Source organism: Rhizobium sp. CG4, assembly GCF_023701965.1.
Taxonomy (GTDB): domain Bacteria; phylum Pseudomonadota; class Alphaproteobacteria; order Rhizobiales; family Rhizobiaceae; genus Agrobacterium.
This window is the reverse complement of record NZ_JABAEG010000006.1, coordinates 248,275-266,846: the sequence shown is the minus strand read 5'-3', so window position 1 is coordinate 266,846 and position 18,572 is coordinate 248,275. Positions and strand designations below refer to the sequence as shown.

Annotated in this window: 16 protein-coding genes; 9 read left to right on the top strand and 7 right to left on the bottom strand. The window is 56.3% G+C overall.

Annotation, left to right across the window (positions count from 1 at the left end):
* Positions 1-360, top strand: a complete 360-nt coding sequence (locus tag HGO37_RS18195) for a winged helix-turn-helix transcriptional regulator (protein ID WP_250984552.1) — start codon at positions 1-3, stop codon at positions 358-360.
* Between the two features lie 5 nt (positions 361-365).
* On the opposite strand, the gene HGO37_RS18190 is transcribed toward HGO37_RS18195, so the two are convergent.
* Positions 366-1,286, bottom strand: a complete 921-nt coding sequence (locus tag HGO37_RS18190; RefSeq protein WP_250984551.1) for a LysR family transcriptional regulator — start codon at positions 1,284-1,286, stop codon at positions 366-368.
* An 86-nt stretch (positions 1,287-1,372) separates the two neighbouring features.
* On the opposite strand from HGO37_RS18190, the gene HGO37_RS18185 reads away from it, so the two are divergent.
* The 7 genes from HGO37_RS18185 (at position 1,373) to HGO37_RS18155 (ending at position 8,405) form a co-directional block, all read left to right on the top strand.
* Positions 1,373-2,083: an SDR family oxidoreductase gene (locus tag HGO37_RS18185; RefSeq protein ID WP_250984550.1), complete on the top strand. Its 711-nt coding sequence runs from the start codon at positions 1,373-1,375 to the stop codon at positions 2,081-2,083.
* A 210-nt stretch (positions 2,084-2,293) separates the two neighbouring features.
* Positions 2,294-3,229, top strand: coding sequence for an ABC transporter substrate-binding protein (locus HGO37_RS18180; RefSeq protein WP_250984549.1), 936 nt, complete (start codon positions 2,294-2,296; stop codon positions 3,227-3,229).
* Positions 3,219-4,271, top strand: coding sequence for a FecCD family ABC transporter permease (locus HGO37_RS18175; RefSeq protein WP_250984548.1), 1,053 nt, complete (start codon positions 3,219-3,221; stop codon positions 4,269-4,271). Before HGO37_RS18180 ends, HGO37_RS18175 begins: the two co-directional genes overlap by 11 nt.
* Entirely contained in the window at positions 4,268-5,284 is a 1,017-nt protein-coding gene (locus HGO37_RS18170; RefSeq protein WP_250984547.1) for a FecCD family ABC transporter permease, read from the top strand. Before HGO37_RS18175 ends, HGO37_RS18170 begins: the two co-directional genes overlap by 4 nt.
* The gene (locus tag HGO37_RS18165) at positions 5,277-6,077 is read left to right on the top strand and encodes an ABC transporter ATP-binding protein (RefSeq protein ID WP_250984546.1); all 801 of its coding nucleotides are present in this window, start codon (positions 5,277-5,279) and stop codon (positions 6,075-6,077) included. Before HGO37_RS18170 ends, HGO37_RS18165 begins: the two co-directional genes overlap by 8 nt.
* A 37-nt stretch (positions 6,078-6,114) precedes the next feature.
* A complete protein-coding gene (locus tag HGO37_RS18160) occupies positions 6,115-7,005 on the top strand; it encodes a MurR/RpiR family transcriptional regulator (protein ID WP_250984545.1) in 891 nt (296 codons plus the stop codon).
* A 299-nt stretch (positions 7,006-7,304) separates the two neighbouring features.
* A complete protein-coding gene (locus tag HGO37_RS18155; RefSeq protein WP_250984544.1) occupies positions 7,305-8,405 on the top strand; it encodes an ROK family transcriptional regulator in 1,101 nt (366 codons plus the stop codon).
* A gap of 93 nt (positions 8,406-8,498) precedes the next feature.
* Here HGO37_RS18155 and HGO37_RS18150 read toward each other — a convergent pair whose 3' ends face one another.
* The 5 genes from HGO37_RS18150 to HGO37_RS18130 all read right to left on the bottom strand — a co-directional run bounded on the left by HGO37_RS18150 (position 8,499) and on the right by HGO37_RS18130 (position 14,915).
* Complete coding sequence (locus HGO37_RS18150) at positions 8,499-10,637, bottom strand: beta-galactosidase (RefSeq protein WP_250984543.1); 2,139 nt, start codon at positions 10,635-10,637, stop codon at positions 8,499-8,501.
* A 22-nt stretch (positions 10,638-10,659) separates the two neighbouring features.
* Complete coding sequence (locus HGO37_RS18145) at positions 10,660-11,799, bottom strand: ABC transporter ATP-binding protein (protein ID WP_250984617.1); 1,140 nt, start codon at positions 11,797-11,799, stop codon at positions 10,660-10,662.
* Between the two features lie 59 nt (positions 11,800-11,858).
* Positions 11,859-12,710 (bottom strand): carbohydrate ABC transporter permease, encoded by an 852-nt coding sequence (locus tag HGO37_RS18140; protein WP_250984542.1) that lies wholly within the window; start codon positions 12,708-12,710, stop codon positions 11,859-11,861.
* A 4-nt stretch (positions 12,711-12,714) separates the two neighbouring features.
* Complete coding sequence (locus tag HGO37_RS18135; protein WP_192489695.1) at positions 12,715-13,596, bottom strand: carbohydrate ABC transporter permease; 882 nt, start codon at positions 13,594-13,596, stop codon at positions 12,715-12,717.
* A 65-nt stretch (positions 13,597-13,661) separates the two neighbouring features.
* On the bottom strand, positions 13,662-14,915 hold the full coding sequence (locus HGO37_RS18130; protein WP_250984541.1) for an ABC transporter substrate-binding protein: 1,254 nt from the start codon (positions 14,913-14,915) through the stop codon (positions 13,662-13,664).
* Between the two features lie 431 nt (positions 14,916-15,346).
* On the opposite strand from HGO37_RS18130, the gene HGO37_RS18125 reads away from it, so the two are divergent.
* Positions 15,347-16,015, top strand: a complete 669-nt coding sequence (locus HGO37_RS18125; RefSeq protein ID WP_250984540.1) for a TetR/AcrR family transcriptional regulator — start codon at positions 15,347-15,349, stop codon at positions 16,013-16,015.
* A gap of 54 nt (positions 16,016-16,069) precedes the next feature.
* Here HGO37_RS18125 and HGO37_RS18120 read toward each other — a convergent pair whose 3' ends face one another.
* Positions 16,070-18,499, bottom strand: coding sequence for a glucose/quinate/shikimate family membrane-bound PQQ-dependent dehydrogenase (locus HGO37_RS18120; protein ID WP_250984539.1), 2,430 nt, complete (start codon positions 18,497-18,499; stop codon positions 16,070-16,072).
* Positions 18,500-18,572 lie beyond the last annotated feature (73 nt).

Below are 18,572 nucleotides of genomic sequence, written 5' to 3'. Positions count from 1 at the left end.
ATGGAGCAAATTGAACAAGGTGTACGGTGCCCAATGGTTGATTTCGTCAATCTCATCTCCGGCAAATGGGCAATCCCCGTGCTTTATCGCCTGATTGTTGAAAACCGGCCGGTGCGTTTTGGCACCCTGCAACGTGCAGCGACGCCCGTCACCCAGAAGGAACTGACCCGTCACCTCAGGCTATTCGAAAAACAGGGCTTGGTGAAACGCACGGTCTATCCGGAAATGCCGCCAAGAGTCGAATATGAAATCACGGAACTTGGCCGCACACTGAAACCAACGCTGGATTCTCTAGCCGTCTGGATGACCACACACGGTCCATCGATCCGCACGACGATTAGCGAGGAAGTTGACGCTTAGCACTATCAACCCAGTGTGCCATCCTTCAAGAGAGGCCGTGTCACCGCCACGATGGCATCAATGGCGACCCGCAGGCGAGGCAACATAACAGGAGATGCAGGCCAGATTGCATGAATCGGCGGATGTCCGGCGATCCTATCGTCCATCAAGGAGACCAGCCGACCGCTGGCCAGCTCATCTCGTACCAGCCAGCGTGGCAAAAGGCCAAGCCCCTGCCCGTCGCAGATCGCCGAATGTGTCAACAGACTCCCATCAAGCACAAGGCGCGCCTTGGGGTGCCAGCTCACCATTTCCCCGTCGAGACTGTGAAATTGCCACGGTGCGGGTTTGCCCTGACGCGGCGCTGCGATCACATCGTGATCCTCGAGATCCGCTACACTTTGTGGCATGGGTCGTGTCTCGAAATAGCTGGGCGAACCGCATAGAACGATTTGCTGCAGCCCCAAAGATCGAGCGTTCAGGCCGCTGACATCGGGTATCGCGCCAATTCTGACAGCAAGATCCGTCGTGCCATCCAGGAGATTGCTCGGTTCCGTCGATGTTGAAATACTGAAATCAAGGTTTGGCCATTCTCGGCAGAGCGCATAGAGCACCGGTGCGATAATTTTTGCCCCGAAGAGCGGCGGCAGGCTGACGTGAAGCATACCGGCCGGTTCATGCGCAAGTCCAGCGATGGCCACTTCAGCGCGCACTATTTCGCTGCGTGCCCGTAAACATACATCGCGATAAACCACACCTTCCGCCGTCAGGTTAAGGACGCGTGTCGTGCGCTGAAACAGCCGAATGCCCAGGCGGCTTTCCAACCTGCCGATGGCCTTTGCCACAGCCGACGCCGAGAGCCTTAAACGAAGCGAGGCCGCGACGAAGCTGCCCGCCTCGCAGACCATGAGAAACACGCCAATATCGTCGCCAGATTGATGTCGCATGGCAGTCTATTAGCGAATTTTGGTCGGCAATCGAAAGAAAATTATGCGTTTCCAAGTCGCTTGTGAGATAGAATATGGTTGCGTTCATGAGCACACATCGAACCTACGCCATCATCGGGGGTACGTCCGGCATCGGACTGGCCCTCGCCCGCAAACTCATTGAACGTGGCGATCACCTCTTTCTCGGCGGACGGTCGCCAGAGCGGCTTGCCACGACACTTACAACATTGGGAGACCGGGCTTCCGGTCGCACCGTGGAGATTTCCGACAAGACGTCGCTCCGTGATTTTTTCGCAGAAGCGCCCATTCTTTCAGGTCTTTTTACACCGGCCGCGTCTTACCAGACCGGTTCCTTTACAGACGGTGACATCACCACCAGCGAAGACCTGTTCAAGGCAAAATTCTGGGGCCAATACTGGGCTGTTCACGCTGCCTTTCCCCGTCTGGCACCAAATGCATCTGTTGTTCTCATGGCGGGTGCTGCCTCGGTCCGTCCGATTGGTGCACCGGCCTACGCCGCCTGCAATTCGGCGCTGGAAGGGCTGGCCCGCGGGCTTGCCATCGAACTCAATCCGATCAGGGTAAACTGCCTTTCCCCTGGCACCACCGATAGCGACCTTTGGCGCAACCGACCGCCGGGGATACGCGAGCCGGCCTATGAATACTGGAGCAAACTTTGCCTCGTTCAACGCCCGGCAACGGTCGACGAACAGGCGCATGCAGCCCTGTTCCTGCTCGACAACACCAACATGACTGGCAGTACTTTGTTCAGTGACGGTGGGTATTCGTTACGCTAGTCGACTGTATCAGTGTGCCATAGTCCGTGCAGATCAGGGATCGTATGGACTATGGCCAAGGCACCTCCCTCAGTAGATTACGCCGACCTAAAACATGACCATTTGAAGAAAGTATATTGAAATAAAAACTACAAATGTGTAGTCAGGCCAACGTGACGCCGCCGTGGCATCGCCTTGGAGACATCGCGGCCCCGCCGCCGAGAGAGACACATGACCCTGACTCGCCTCTTTTCCAACCATACTTTGCGCGCACTCTGCGCAGCATTTGCAGCAACATTGTTTGCGTTCACGACGACACCGGTCCTGGCGCAGGAGACGCGCACCATCACCCACAAACTGGGTGAAACCGAGATCGCCGGCACCCCTGCTCGCATCGTCGTGCTGGAATTTTCCTTTGTGCAGGCATTGGATTCGCTTGGAGTGACGCCTGTTGGCATTACCGATGACAATCAGCCGGATCGCATCGAGCAGAACCTCGGTAAAAAGATCGAATACAGCTCCGTCGGGACTCGCCTGGAACCAAACCTCGAACTGATCAGCGCACTGCAGCCGGACCTCATCATTGCCGATGAACGCCGCCATGGCGCAATCTACGAACAGTTGAGTGCCATCGCGCCAACCATCGTTCTCAACAGCTGGGATGGCAGTTACAAGGACATCAAGGATGCCGTCATAACGATCGCGGATGCTATCGGTGACAAGGCCAAGGGTGAAAAGGTCGTTGCCAACCATGAGGCAAAGATGGCCGCCATCGCCGCAAAAATCCCGGCCGGCAATGATCGCAAATTCATGCTTGCCGTTGCCACAGCCGACAATTGGTCTTTGCACACATCCGATTCCTTCAGTGGCTCGATCTTTGCAGCCATCGGCGTTGAAGCTGCAATCAAGGCCGACAAACCGGTTGAAAGTGGCGTTGGTCTGGAACGTCTCGTTGCCGTCAATCCCGATGTTCTGCTTGTTGCCACCGATCCAGGCGGCACCATTTTCGACCGCGTGCAGGACAATTCCGCTTGGAAAGCCATTGCCGCCGCAAAGAATAATCTAGTCTTTGAAGTGAACCGTAATCAATACGCCCGTTTCCGCGATCTTCGCACCGCGGAACTGATTGCCAATGACGTATTGAACAAGGTTTTCAATGTCCAATAAGGCCGAGAGGGCCACAGGGCCTTCTGCCCATGAAAACACCAAGATCGGGTGGAGCGGAGCTTTTCGCCGCCATCCGGTCTGGCTGTTTGGTATTCTGCTGGTACTGCTGTCAATTGTGGCTATCGGCAATCTTATGGTGGGAGCCGCTGGCCTCACCATCCAGCAATCGCTTGCCGCCCTGTTCCAGCCTGATAGTTCGGTGGAAACTGCGCTGATCTGGGATGTTCGCCTGCCGCGCGTGTTGCTTGCCATACTGGTCGGCGCCAATCTGGCTGTCGCCGGTGTATTGATCCAGGCACTGACCAGAAACCCGCTCGCCTCACCTCAGACATTCGGCATAAATGGTGGCGCAGCATTAGCGATTGTCGTTTGCGTCATTGCACTCCCCGGACTTTCCGGCGGAACAACGGTGCTACCGGCTTTTGCTGGCGCAGCGGCCATCGGCTTCATCATGTGGGTGCTATCGCTTTCCAACGCCATCACGCCGCTGAAACTGGCGCTCGCAGGCGTGGCTCTGCAACTGGTGCTCGCCGCTCTTGTGCAGGCAGTGCTCATTGCCAACAATGCATCCACAGACATTGTCTACTGGCTAGCGGGTTCTGTCACCTCTGCCCAGTGGTCAAAGGTTCTGATCATTCTGCCATTCACAGTCATCGGTATCATCATCACCATTGCAGGCGGCCATCATTTCGGTCTGCTGGCGCTGGATGCAAGCACCGGCCAATCGCTTGGGCAGAATGCCCAGCGAACTGGTGGCCTTGCGTCAATATTGATCGTTGTCCTCGCCGGTTCATCTGTCGCTGTTGCCGGTCCAATCGGCTTTGTCGGACTGATGGTGCCGCACATCGTCAGAAGCCTTATCGGTGAAGACTTGCGCACCGTACTCAGCCTCAGCACCGTCGCAGGTCCACTGCTTCTTGTCGGCGCCGATCTTGGTGGCAAACTCGCGACTTACCCGGCCGAACTGCCGGTTGGCATCGTCACTGCCATTCTTGGCGCACCAGCCTTTTTGCTCATCACGTGGAGAAACCGCAATCAATGAACGCAGCGCTGGTTGATCCATCAACATCTCACCCCTTGCGCACCACGCTGGTATGCGTTGGCCTTGCGGTATTGCTCGTTCTGCTTGCCTTGGTCAGTATGGCACTTGGCGCTGTCCCGCTTTCTCTCAACCGAGTGCTGGCGGGTCTTTTCGGCGGACCAGATGCCTTCATCATCGGCCAATATCGTCTGCCCCGCGTCATCGTCGCCATTCTCTCCGGTGCTGCACTCGCTTTGGCAGGTCTTTTCTTACAGGTGGCTTTGCGAAACCCGATCGCCTCGCCCGATGTAGTCGGCATCACTAAGGGCGCGGGTCTCGGCGCGATGCTGGCACTGATTTTTGCACCACCAGCCTGGATCATCTGGAGCGTGCCGGTTGGTGTTATCATCGGCGCGGGTGCCGTTGCGGCCCTGCTGCTGGCGATCGGCCGCGGCCTTGGCGGTGGCGTCACCACCTTGGCGCTGGTCGGCGTTTCGCTTGGCGCACTGGCACAAGCCATGATGCAGTTTTTGATGGTGCGTTATCCACGGGGTATCGACCAAAGCATGGTCTGGCTGGCAGGCAGCGTCTACGGCAGCACAATTTCCGACATTCTGTCGCTGTCAGTCTGGCTTCTCGCCTGCCTGCCAGCCATCATTCTGCTCGCCATGGTTCTCGACATTTCTGCCTTTGGTGACGATACGCTGAAAAGCCTTGGCATCTCACCCAATCTTTTACGCACCAGCCTTGTCTTGACCGCAGTGGTCTTGACGGCAGGCGCCGTCGCAAGCGTCGGCAGCATCGGCTTTTTGGGTTTGCTGGTGCCCCATATCGCTCGGCTTATGGTGGGACCACATGCCCGCCATCTCGTTCCAGCCACCGCACTGACCGGGGCACTGGCACTTCTGTTGGCGGATTTGATCGGACGACTGGTGGCACTGCCAAATGAAATTCCGGCCGGCATTGTCGCTTCGGTGATCGGTGGACCCTATCTCTTCTTCCTCTTGCTTTGGGAGGCTCGCCGTCGTGGCTGATATCCAACAGGACCGTTTACAAGCTGCAACCTTGAGCGTCGGTTATGGCAATAACTCCGTACTCAATCAGGTGTCGCTGGCAATCCCGGACGGAAAGATTACGGCACTGATTGGTGCCAACGGCTCCGGTAAATCCACATTGCTGCGTACCTTGGCACAGGTCCTGAACCCTGTTGGTGGCACGGTCCTGCTGGATGGCAAGGACATTACTCAAAGCCCAGGCAAGGCTGTTGCCCGCATCATGGCGCTGTTGCCACAAAATCCTGTCGCACCGGATGGTCTGACAGTTCGCCAGCTGTGCCGCTTCGGTCGTTACCCGCACAAGGCGCTACTGGCGCGCTCCAGCGACCATGATGAAGCGGTGGTCGATACCGCTCTTGCCGACGCAGGCCTGGCCAATCTGGCAAACCAACCGCTGCACCGTCTGTCGGGCGGTCAACGCCAGCGCGCCTGGATCGCCATGGCACTTGCGCAGGAAACACCCATTCTGCTGCTCGATGAACCAACAACTTATCTCGACATCGCGCACCAGATGGAAGTCCTGCAACTACTGCGTCAACTCAACAAGCAGCTAGGGCGCACCGTTGTCATGGTGGTACATGACCTCAATCATGCCGCCCAGTTTGCCCATCACATTATTGCGGTTGCCGACGGTGGCATTCATGCTGCCGGTAATCCGCAGGAACTGCTGACCGCAGAGCTGATAAAAAGCGTGTTTGGCGTGGCGGCCATGGTCATCCCTCACCCAAGTGACGGCACACCACTTTGCCTGCCACTTGCCGCAGTGTCCTGACAATGACGGCATTCCCATACTGTGTTAGGCAAACCCAATGACCGACCCCTCGCACACAGATTCGGGCGTTGCCCAAGCCTCGGCACTTCTGCGCCGCCATTACGATGCCAATGCGCGCACGCTGACACGGACCGAGCGTCGCGTCGCCGATTATCTGCTGACGCTGGCGCCAGCCGATCTGGCATTTCGCAGCGCAGGTGAGATTGCGGCCGCGAGCGACACCAGCGATGCCACCGTCATTCGCACGGCCCGCCGTCTGGGCTTTTCCGGCCTGCCGGAACTGAAACGCCTGATCAATCGGCCTATCGCCACCCACACATCGCCCAGCACACGTCTTGGCCACAAGATCAATTCCGTGGCGCCGGACGCATTGGCGGCCCGCGATGCCATCTTCGCAGCCGCACACGAAATACTGGAAGCAACCCGCGAAGCGCTTGATCCTGGCGCTATCGAGCAGGCGGTGACACTGTTTGAAAATGCCGGAACAGTCTGGTGTCTCGGCATAGGCGTGGCGGAACAACCAGCACGCCATCTGGCCACCGGTCTGTTGCGTGCTGGCCTTGTCACGCAGACCGTTGCAAGCAGCGGCTTTGATCTTGCCAACAGCATGATTGGCCTTCGCAAGGGCGATACACTGGTGATTTTTCATGCCGCGACCCGCCGTAAGGATATCGCCGCGCTAATAGAGCACGCTGGCAAGATTGGCGTTTCAACCGTTCTGGTGTCCGGCACTCAGCTCAATGAATTGTTCCGCGATCAGGTAACAGTTGCCCTGCATTCCATGGCTGTGGCGTCGAAATTGGCCAGTTGGCTGATTGGTGCAACCGTTATCGGTGATCTCCTCACCTTCCGGTTCTCCGCAAGGAATACGGCGCGCGCCACCGCAACGCATGACAATCTCAACCAATTACGTGCAAAATTCGAGTAAAGCTGTTTTTTCTACAATACTTGGCTGGGCCTTCGGCTCCAAGACCTGCGGCGACTTTACCCGCAACCAGATCGCACCATCGTCACGACACGACACCAATGTACGGTTGAGAAAATTATGTTTTTTCAGCGTGATCTGTCCGGTTATGGTATTTATTTGACCGATTGCAGAATCAACTCCGTAAATTATTTGCTGCCCGGCAGCAGTGACCTTGGAATATCATGCTCAAGATTGATCAGCGAACCTCGCGCGCGATGAACCGGCGCCTTGTCCTAAATTTGCTGCGCCGGGAAGGTCCATTGAGCAGGGCCGAAATCGCTGATGTGACGGGACTTAGCCGGGCTACGGTCACCTTCGTTGTTGGCGATCTCGTCAAGGAAAACTACCTCATCGAGCAGGAAACGACACGTGGTGCCAGCGGTCGACGCCCGACACCAGTGGCCATCAATTATGATGGTCATGCGGCTATCGGCATCAAGATGAACATCGACAGGATTGAGTGCATCCTGACGAACCTCTCGACAACACCAATCCTGTCTCACGCGATTGACTATTCCAACACCCGTCCTGAGACAATTGTCGAGGCATCCCATCAGGCAATCAAACACCTGATTGCCAATGCGCCCAAAGGGATCGGCCCAGTAACAGGCATTGGTTTTTCAATGCCCGGCATCATCGACAATCGCAACGGAATTTGTCTGAAAAGCCATCGTTTTGGCTGGAACAATGTACACTTCGCCGAGCAGCTATTTGCAAAATCGCGCATCCCCGTATGGATGGAAGATGACACGATTGCCTTTGCGCTGGCTCACCACCTTTTCGGGCTTGGCCGCAACGTCGGTACATTTATCGCACTCGCCATTGGTGCCGGTATTGGCTCTGCAACCGTGGCAGATGGCGTGGTTCTGCGCGGTGCGCACGGCCATGCCGGGAAACTGGGGCATGTCAAACAGCATCTGGAAGGACCGCTCTGCGAATGCGGTCAACGGGGCTGTCTGCAGGCATCCTATTCCGAACCCGCCATTGTTGCCCGGTGGCGCAAAACCAAGGACTTGCCTGCCGCCAAGGACCGCTTTGACATGCTGGAAGCTGCCAAACAGGGTGATGCCGAAACACGTGCAATTCTGAAGGATGCAGGCGAGCAGATCGGGATCCAGCTTGCAGCCCAGATCAATACGATTGACCCGGAAATCGTTATCGCAGGTGGCGAGGCAACCGCATTCGGGCCGTTCCTGCTCGACCCGATGACGGAAACGCTGGGAAAATACTGTTTTATGCAGGCGCCACCCATCCTAGCGGATGAACGCGACAATTTCTGGAGTCCGGGTGCTGCAGCGCTCGCGACCCAACGACTGTTCGACTTCGAAGTCGATGTGGCCGCAGACGAAACACCAGTCTGACCAGCCCGCTATGCAGATACAAAAACGTGCGGGGCACCTAGTTCCCCGCACGTCTTGATAGCTCGAGCATCACTCTCCTGGGAGGGTGGAGACTTAGCTGAGCTCAATCACCAGGCAGCCGTAGCCAGCCAGTTCAGTTGGGCCTGACACGGCTGAATCCGTCAACAGATCCTGACCAGCAGGCAGTGCCTTGAAAGAGCGGCTTTCGCTTGTCGTGTTGATGACGAAAAGCAGGCGACGATCTTCTGCCGTGCGGAGCGATACTTCGACGCCGGATGGCAAATCTTCAACCAGAGGCTCGGCACCCGACTGTGCAATGACAGTCGATACCAGAAGCTCAACCACCTCAGGTGTGAGATAGGTTGCGAGATAGATCGCACGTCCCTGCCCGACGTTGCGCTCGGTCAGCATCGGTTTTCCAGCCAGGCTGCGATCGGACCAGGACCCCAGGACCTTCACATCGTCAGCGATTTCGATGGTCTCGTAGAGATGTTCGGCCGTCGCCTCACGGTTACCGATCTGCATCTTGTAGGACCGTTCCGACGACGAAGACGGCAGAACCTGCGGCGGCACATACATGCCGGCATCAGGCGCATTGCGCTGGAACAGACCTTGCCCGCCACCCGCCACAACACGGCCGAACTCTTCAACCCTCACTCCGGTCAATTCGGAAAGCTGTGCGCCCGGCGCCTGCTCACGAATGATATGGTTGTTGCTGTCACGGGTACCAGTCATCGCGCCAACGATCACCGTACCACCAGCCTCAACAAAGGCACGCAGTTTTGGTGTCCAGGCATTATCCCACATGACCCAGTGCGGAATGTAGTAGACCTTCAGGCGAGACAGGTCGTCTTCCGGATGGACGAAGCCGGTCGCGTAACCGTTCTGGTAGGCGAAGCGGTGCAGATGAACTGCATCTTCCACCGGCGACGGCAGGCCGATCGGATAAGTCTTGTGGGCTTCCTGGTTGTCGAAGTCCGCGCCGGCAATGCCGATGTCGATCTGAACACTGGTGCCCAGCAACTTGCTCTTGATCTTGTTGATGTCCGACGCGAAATGACGAGCCTCTTCATAACGGCGACGTGGCACGTCATCGTGGTCGAGAATGCCCATCCAGTAGATTTCCGCACCAAAATGCGCCGGGCGCCAGCGGAAGAACATCAGACCATCTGCACCACGCGCCACGGATGACAGTGCCATGCGGCGCATTTCGCCGGGCTCTGGTGTCATCGTCGTGAAGGCTGGCTGGCTGCCAAGACCAGAGGCCTGCTCCGGCACGATGAAGTTCCCGGAATAGCTGCGGCACAAATCCATCTGCAGGGCTTGCGTTGCGGCATGGCCGCCCGTCCGGCGGAACTCGTCATAGAGCATCGGATAGATGTCGAAACCGATGAAGTCGAGGTCTTGACCAAACTGACCACGGAAATCGATATCGGTGAGATTGCCGAGATTGTGGAAGATGAACCAGTCGGAATTGGTTTCACGCAGGATCTTGACCTGATCATGCTGGAAGGTTGCGGTCGCTACAGCCAGGAAGCGGTGATAGTCCTGGACGTGGCCGGGGCTCAAATAGGATGGTGCCATCGGCATTGGCAACACGACCTGATCGAAATTGTCATAGGCAGTGGCCCAGAAATGGCCGCCCCAAGCGAAGTTCAAATCATCGATTGTCTGATATTTGTGACGCAGAAAATTACGGAACGCGAGTGCGGCAGAATCCGAGAACGATTCCGACACCGTGGTGTTCAGCTCATTGTCTGTCTGCCAGCCGATAACATAGGGATTGTCCTTATAGTGTTCGGCCATTGCCTTGGTAATGCGGCGGCTGTGGTGACGCAGCACAGGGCTGGTCGTGTCGCAATGCTGGCGTGAGCCGTGGCTTGCCCGACGGCCGTTGCGGTCAACACGCAGCACTTCAGGATAGTTATGTGTCAACCAACGCGGTGGTGTCGCCGTTGGTGTGCAGAGAACGGTGTTGATGCCAGCCTTGCCAAGCACCTCAATCGCCCGGTCGAACAGGTCAAAGTCGAACTTGTCCTCAAAGGGTTCCCATATGTGCCAGGCAAATTCGCCCATACGCACCGTGTTGAAACCGAGTTCCTTCATCCGCTCGGCATCACGCTGCCAGTAGCTTTCATCGACATGCTCAGGATAATGCGGCACGCCAAGCAAAAAATCGTCAAGGTTAAGCGTGCGCCAAGCCGAAAGCGGCGCTGGATTGGACCGTTTCATATCTTCAAAACTCCAAATTAAATTAAGTGCGGGTGGCGGCTTTCGCAGGAGTGATCGTTTTGCCGTCAGGCCCGAAGAGGTAAGCGTCCGAGAGGTCGAAGCTGACCTTCACCGACTGACCGTTGGAAAAGGCAACGACATCACCCAATTGAACAGTAATGTTCTGGGTGCCGGTGTCGGAGCCGGTGGTGACCACAGGACCGCCGTCAACGTGAAGGATTGTCTCGCGGCCAAGATGTTCGATCAGGCGGATTTTCGCCTCGAAACTGGCGTCACCGGTCTGCTCTCCGGTTTTAAACCGTTCCGGACGCACGCCAACCATGACCTTGTCGCCGACAGAAAGTTTCACGTCGGCGATATCGGCAAATTGCAATTCCGGTAGTCCCTCGACAGTGACGCTGACGCGGTTGCCCGAAACGGTCACGACACGACCTTCAAAGAAATTCATGCGCGGCGCACCGAGGAAGCCGGCGACAAAATGGTTGATCGGGTTGGCATAGAGCTCAAGCGGCGAACCAACCTGTTCGATTGCCCCCTTATTCAGCACCACGATCCGACTGGCCATCGTCATCGCCTCGACCTGATCGTGGGTGACGTAAATCATCGTTGAGCCAAGCTCGGCATGCAGCGTCGACAGTTCCACGCGCATCTGCGTGCGCAGTGCCGCATCCAGATTGGACAGCGGTTCGTCAAACAGGAATACCTCCGGAGAACGCGTAATAGCCCGTCCGATCGCTACGCGCTGGCGCTGGCCGCCGGACAGCTGCTTTGGCCGCTTATCGAGCTGTTCGGTAATACGCAGGATTTCGGCAGCGCGCTTTACGGCGGCATCAATCTCGGCCTTTGGCCGTTTTGCCATTTTCAGGCCAAAGCCCATGTTTTCGCCAACCGTCATGTGCGGATAAAGCGCGTAGGACTGAAATACCATGGCTATGCCACGATCGCCCGGCTCTTCCTTGGTCACATCACGACCATTGATCGTCAACGTGCCAGAGGTAACGGTTTCGAGACCGGCAATGGTCTTGAGTAGCGTGGACTTACCGCAGCCGGATGGACCGACCATCACGATAAACTCGCCCTTTTCAATCGTAAGGTTGATGTCCTTCAGCGCGTGGAAACCACTATAGTGCTTTTCGACATTGGTAAGTTCGACGCTTTTCATGCCGATCTTGTCCTTATTGTTCGTCTGGTTGGTGGGCGTCGGGTTCTGGGCGGCAACAGTCATCCTTTGACCGCTCCCATGGTGAGGCCCGAAATGAAGTGCTTCTGCATCAGGAAGAACATGACGACCGGCGGGATCGCGACGAAGATCGTGGCGGCCGAAACAATGTTCCAGGCAGAAACCCATTCACCCTTGAGGTTGGAGAGACCGGCAGTAACCGGTTTGACGACATCACTCTGAGTCAGCACCAGCGCCCAGAAATAATCATTCCAGATGAAGGTGAAGGCGAGAATGGCAAGTGCTGCGAGCGCAGGGCGGACAAGGGGCACGACAATGTGGATCAGTGTCTGCCAGGGTGACGCACCCTCGGCACGTGCCGCCTGGAACAGTTCGTCCGGTAAGGCGGCAATGAAGTTGCGCATGAACAGTGTGGCAAAGCCGGTCTGGAAGGCAACGTGGAACAGGATCAGCGCATAGAAGGTATCGTAGAGGCCGATCGAAACCATCAGGTCGCGGATCGGAATCATCATGATCTGCTGCGGCAGGAAATTACCGCCGACAAAGATCGCAAAGATCACCATCGAACCCCGAAAACGATAGCGCGACAGCACAAAACCGGTCAGCGTCGAGAACACCAGAACCATGATGACCGAGGGCACCGTAATGATCAGGCTGTTCATGAAATAGCGGGTCATCTTGGTCTGTTCGAAGACCGCGACATAGTTCTCGACGAGATTGAACTTGCTGGGCCAGCCCCAGTAGTTTCCGGCCATTACGTCATCAAACGACCGGAAGGACGTCATGATGACGGCAAACAATGGCAACAGCCACAGGACAAGCACCAGCGAAACGCCAGCCATATATCCAAAGCGGGCAAGTTTTTTGTTCTCGGGTATGGGACGAGGATACATCGGATCAGCTCCTCTTTTCGGATTTGATCAGCCCGCGCAGATACCAGGCAATGAATATGGACATGATGAGGAACAGGATGGTGGCAATCGCAGCCCCATAACCGAAACGGTACGAGAAGATCGACTGATCATACATCTGGTACGCTAGCACCATGGAGGAACCGAACGGACCACCGGCGGTCATCACCGAGATCGCATCGAACGACCGCAGGGCACCGACAACGGTGATGGCAACGGCGATAAAGGCAACTTGGCTGAGCTGCGGCAGAACGATATGGCGCAGCATCTGCCAGCCTTTCGCGCCATCAACACGGCCAGCACCGATCAACTCCTCATCGAGATTGTTGAGACCGGCCAGAAACAGCACCATACAAAAGGCGATCTGTGGCCACAGGGCAGCGCCAACAACAGCGAAGGTCACAAGGTTTTCATCGGAAAGAAGCGCTGGCGCCTCCGCACCGAATGCGTGGTAGATGATGGCCAGCAGACCGAAGGTCGGATCGTAGAACCATCCGAAAATCACACCAACCGTGACGGTTGCCAGCACCAGCGGCATGAAGAACAGCGATTTGATAAATCGCATGCCAGCAATTTTCTGATTGACCAGAAGCGCGATCGCCAGACCGGCGGGCGGCGCCAGCAGGAACGTGATCAGCCAGATCGTGTTGTTCTTCAGCGATACATAGAACTGCGGATCGTCGAACAGTTCACGGTAGTTGCCAAGACCAACCCATGTCTTCGGGCCCATGCCGTCCCAGTCGTAAAACGAGATACGGAACGTCTCAAGCGACGAGGCAATGATGACAACGAGGAAAAGTATCAGGCCCGGCGCAAGCAACAGCGCGGGTGTCAGCCAGTTACGATGGCTGCGCCACCAAAGAGACATGGGCATATCCTATGGAAATGATCGGAGGTGGAACAAGCCCACCTCCTTTTGAAACGAAGCGGCGATCAGCCGTGGATGCGCTGGCGAGTACGCTCGATCTGCGTCAGGATTTGCTCGCGACGCTCAGGCTTTGCCATGAACTCCTGGAAGCCCTTGAGGCCGGCCTGCGCAAGATCAGGATCGCTGTCGCGGTCGTAATACTGCGAAGTGCCCTTGACGTTTTTCAGCTCAGCGACTGCCATTTTCAGGATCGGATCGTCACCGATCGTGCAGTCGCTGCGGGCAGGCACATTGCCTTCCGGCGCAAGGTAAGCACTCAGGTTTTCCGGCTTGTAGAAGTAAGCCAGGAATTCACGTGCCAGTTCCTTGTTCTTCGAACCCGACGGCATGTGGATCGAATCCACCGAGAAGTCCTCGAACTGGTCCATGCCCGGATTGATCGTCGGGAAAGGCGCAAAACGCACATGCTGCAGATCTTCGGCCGGGAACGCATATTTGATAAAGTTGCCGAGATCCATCATCGCGGACTTTTTCTGCACCAGGCTGGCCGCGGCAGGATCCCACTCGTAGGACGAACCGTTTGGCGTGAAGAAATCAGCCTTGATCAACGCTTCCCACTTGTCGAAAACATCCTTGAGCGATGCATCGGTGTATTTCACCTTGCCGTTCATCAGATCCATGTGATGCTCAAGACCATTGATACGCAGGTTCATGTGGTCGAACCACCCGCCGCAAGGCCACTGATCCTTGGTGCCCATGCTCATGGGAATAATGCCAGCCTTCTTGGACTGTTCAGCCAAGGTAAAGAAGTCATCGAATGTCTTTGGAACGGTCAGACCGTGCTGGTCAAACGTATCCTGGCGGTAGAACAGACCCCAGAGGATACCGCCGGTCGGCAAACCATATTGTTTGCCATCAACAGTAACGGAACCGAGCGTACCGCCCAGCACATCCGCATAATTTTCCTTGGCTACGAGATCGGAAACGTCCTCGAACAACCCCTTTTGCACAAAACCACGCATACGGCTGCCGGAGAACCAGAAGCAGATATCCGGCGGGCTTGCCACGAGATAGTTGCGGATCGCGGTCTTATGCGCCTCGTGATCCATGTTATTGACGGTGACATTTGCACCGACAGCCTTGCCAAATTCAGCTGCAATCGTTTCAAGCGCTTTGCGCTGACCGGCGTTGCCGCGGTTGGAAATGATCGTCAGCTGTTTCTCCTGCGCTATAGCAGGTGCTGACAGCGCGCTGGATGCCAGAACGGCACCTGTCAGCTGTACAAAGCGGCGGCGGGTCGGCTTCAGAATCGTGGTCATGATGTCCTCCTAAAACAAACGAGAGCTCCCGATCTCAGCGGTATCACTAGGCGAACGCCTATCACTCGTCAATGGTTAGTTTAATAAATTAATGATTGGAATTGCGGTTTTTCACATCGAAGTCAGCGATCGGGACAAACCAAAATATAAAGCCCATCGGGATTGCTAACATTCACTGCTGCTCAGGGAATTGAAGGCTTTGGGACCATGCAATTCACAGCTGCACTCAGCCACCAGACAGACACATCCGGCAGTCCTGAAAAGGACAGAACCAGGAAATGTCATATAGGATTTACCGGCGATACAGAGGATGCCGAGATGACCACAAGCAACCCAGCCGCGATCGACTGGCCTTATTTCCACTCGCATTTTATACCAAATGGACCTACCAGCGGATGTTCCTGTTTAGATGCGAAGAAAGCTGAACTCAGATGCGAAGTCCAAAGCGCGAGACGCGAAAGAATGATCCCGACAAAACCAAGGAAGACATTCTGGCAGCGGCCACGGAAGAATTTGCCGCTCTGGGACTGGCCGGCGGACGGGTTGATGCGATAGCCGAGCGCACCAAGACATCCAAGCGGATGATCTATTATTACTTCGGTGGCAAAACCGGCCTTTATCTTGCGGTTTTGGAGAAGGCCTACATTCAGGCCCGGACATTTGAGAGACAATTGAACCTTGCGGCACTCTCTCCTGTTGAAGCCCTGAAAAAATTGATTGAACACACATTCGACCACGATGAGGCCAACCCCGGTTTTGTGCGTCTGGTAATGAATGAAAATATCCACCAAGCCATGCATCTGAAGCAATCGAAGGCGATCGGGGATGCGGGCCCGCCCGTGCTTAAAACATTGGAAGATATCATCAGCCGAGGCCGGGAAACCGGTGTGTTTCGCCGCGATATCGAACCGCTTGATCTGCACATGTTGATCAGTTCACAGTGTTTTTTCCGCGTTACCAACAAACATACATTCGGCACACTCTTCCAGTGCGACCTCTCCGTACCCGATATCTACCAGCGGCACAGACAGATGGTGGTCGATTCCGTATTGGCCTATGTCACCACGGACTGTTCCGGCAGCCAGTGGGCTGCTCCATAAAAATGCCCGGCGCATGGCCGGGCATTTCTTTTTCCAGGAAATGTACCTGACGGCTTAGTTTGGCAGCGCGTAGGCGATCACATAGTCGCCGCGATCAGGCGACTGACGTGCACCACCGGCCGAGATGACAATGTACTGCTTGCCAGTCTTCGGCGACTTGTAGGTCATCGGCGTACCCTGGCTTCCAACCGGCATACGGGCCTTCCAGATTTCCTTGCCTGTCGCACTGTCAAATGCGCGCAGATAGTAGTCCTGGGTGGCGGCAAAGAATACCAGACCGCCCTGCGTGGCCAGCGAGCCACCAATGGTCGGCATACCGATCGGGATTGGAAGACCCATCTTGATACCCATAGGGCCGGTATCTTCAACCGTACCGAGCGGCACCTGCCACTTGATCTTCTGACTGTCCATGTCGATGGCAGTCAGCGAACCATAGGGAGGGGCCTGGCACGGAATACCGAGCGCCGACAGGAAACGGTTCTTGTCGACCGCGTAAGGTGTACCGCGCATCGGCACGAGGCCCATGACGGTATTGGTCGCTTCCGAACCGCTGTTGACGGCAGTGCTTGGTGCGGCTTCCTTCATCTGAATCCACAGACCAAGGCGCATGTCGTTGACAAATATGGTGTTTGTCGTCGGATCGGTGGAGAAACCGCCCCAATTCATGCCACCAAGCGAGCCTGGGAAATTCAGCGCCAGATCTGTTCCCGGAACGGTGTAGACACCATCATAACGCATGCCCTTGAAGGCAATGCGGCACAACAGCTGATCAAACGGCGTCGCACCCCACATGTCGCTTTCCGTCAACGTCTGCGCACCGATCTGCGGCATGCCAACCGACAATTTTTGTGTCGGAGCATAAGGTTCGTTCGGGATTTTACCTGGTTTGACCGGCACGTCGGCGACATCAGTCAGAGGTTGACCGTTCGCACGATCGAGCACCCAGATCTGGCCAGCCTTGGTCCCGAAGGTCAGGGCCGGAACAGTCGATCCATCAGCCTTCTTGAAGTCGAAGAATGACGGCTGCATTGGCACGTCAAAGTCCCAGAGATCGTTATGAACGGTCTGATAGACCCACTTCTCGCGACCTGTGGTGGCGTCCAGCGCCAGCATCGACGCACCGTATTTGTGGTCAAGGTCCGTACGCGTCGCACCGTAGAGGTCAACTGATGGGCTACCAACCGGCAAAAATACAGTGTTCGATGCTGCATCATAGGACATTGCGGCCCAAACATTCGGTGTCGAACGTGTATAGGTCTGACCTTCTGGAGGTAGCTTGGTGATTTTAGGATTGCCCGGGTCAAATGCCCAACGCAATTCGCCAGTGATCACATCGAAACCGCGCATGACGCCGCCCGGCATATCGACCTGAACGTTGTCGGCAATACGACCGCCGACAACAACAGTGGTACCAGCAAGCGTCGGCGCTGATGTCAGCACATATTGCGGATCAGGGGCATCGCCCATACCAATCTTCAGATCGACGCGGCCGTTGGTGCCAAAATCAGGGCAAAATGCGCCGGTGTCGGCATCAATTGCAAAAAGCTCGGCATTGATGGAGTTCATCAGCAGGCGGCGCTGGCAAAGAGCACCTTCCGGAACTGTGGCTGCTGTGACCGGCGTCGAGCCATCAACGGTTGGCTGCTCAAGCGGACGGGTCGCATCGAAATAGGCAAGACCACGGCAGCGCATCCACACGGACGACTTGGCATTGATCTCGTTTTTCCAGATTTCCTTGCCCGTGTCCGCATCGATAGCGATGACGTTGTTATGCGGTGTGCACAAGAAGACGCGGTCACCAACCTGCAACGGTGTCAACTGGTCTTCCGCACCACCGCCACCGGGGCTGATGGGCGTATCACCGGTCTGGTAGGTCCAGGCAACGGTCAAATCCTTGACGTTATCGCGAGTAATCTGGTCAAGCGCTGCAAAGCGCGAGCCACCGGTCGTGTTGCCGTAGGCCTCCCAGTTCTTCTGCTCCTTGGCCGGATCAACTGGCGTCAAAGGCACAACGGTACCGTTAAAGGCAACGGTCGGATGCGGCACGAACATGCCAGCAAATCCGGCTCCTGAGACAACCGCCAGAAGCGCTGCGATGGCAAAAGACGGCAGATAGGCCGGTGTCTTTCCGGAAGCCTTGCGCAACAACGGCAGGCTGAGCACGACCACAGTCGCACCGACACCAAAGGCCAGCAAACGCGAGATCAGCGGCCAGAATTCAAGGCCGGCATCCAGCAACGCCCAGACAACCGTAGCCGCTGTAACCAGGCAGAAAAGAAGTGCGCCAGCGGGCTTGCGCATCATGACGAGCAAACCGGCAACGACGATGGCAATGCCGGAAATCAGAAAGTACCAGCTACCGCCCAGCGACACCAGCTTGCCGCCAGCAGCGGCAAAGAACAGACCGGCGAGAATGAGAACGGCGCCAAGCACGAATAGCCATAACCTGGCTATCGGGGACAGGATGCCTTTAGAGGCTTTCATTTATCTCTAGCTCCAATTGTGGATTCGACAGAGTCGACAGTCAAAGCCCACAGCGACGGAAGCAGAAGCGGAG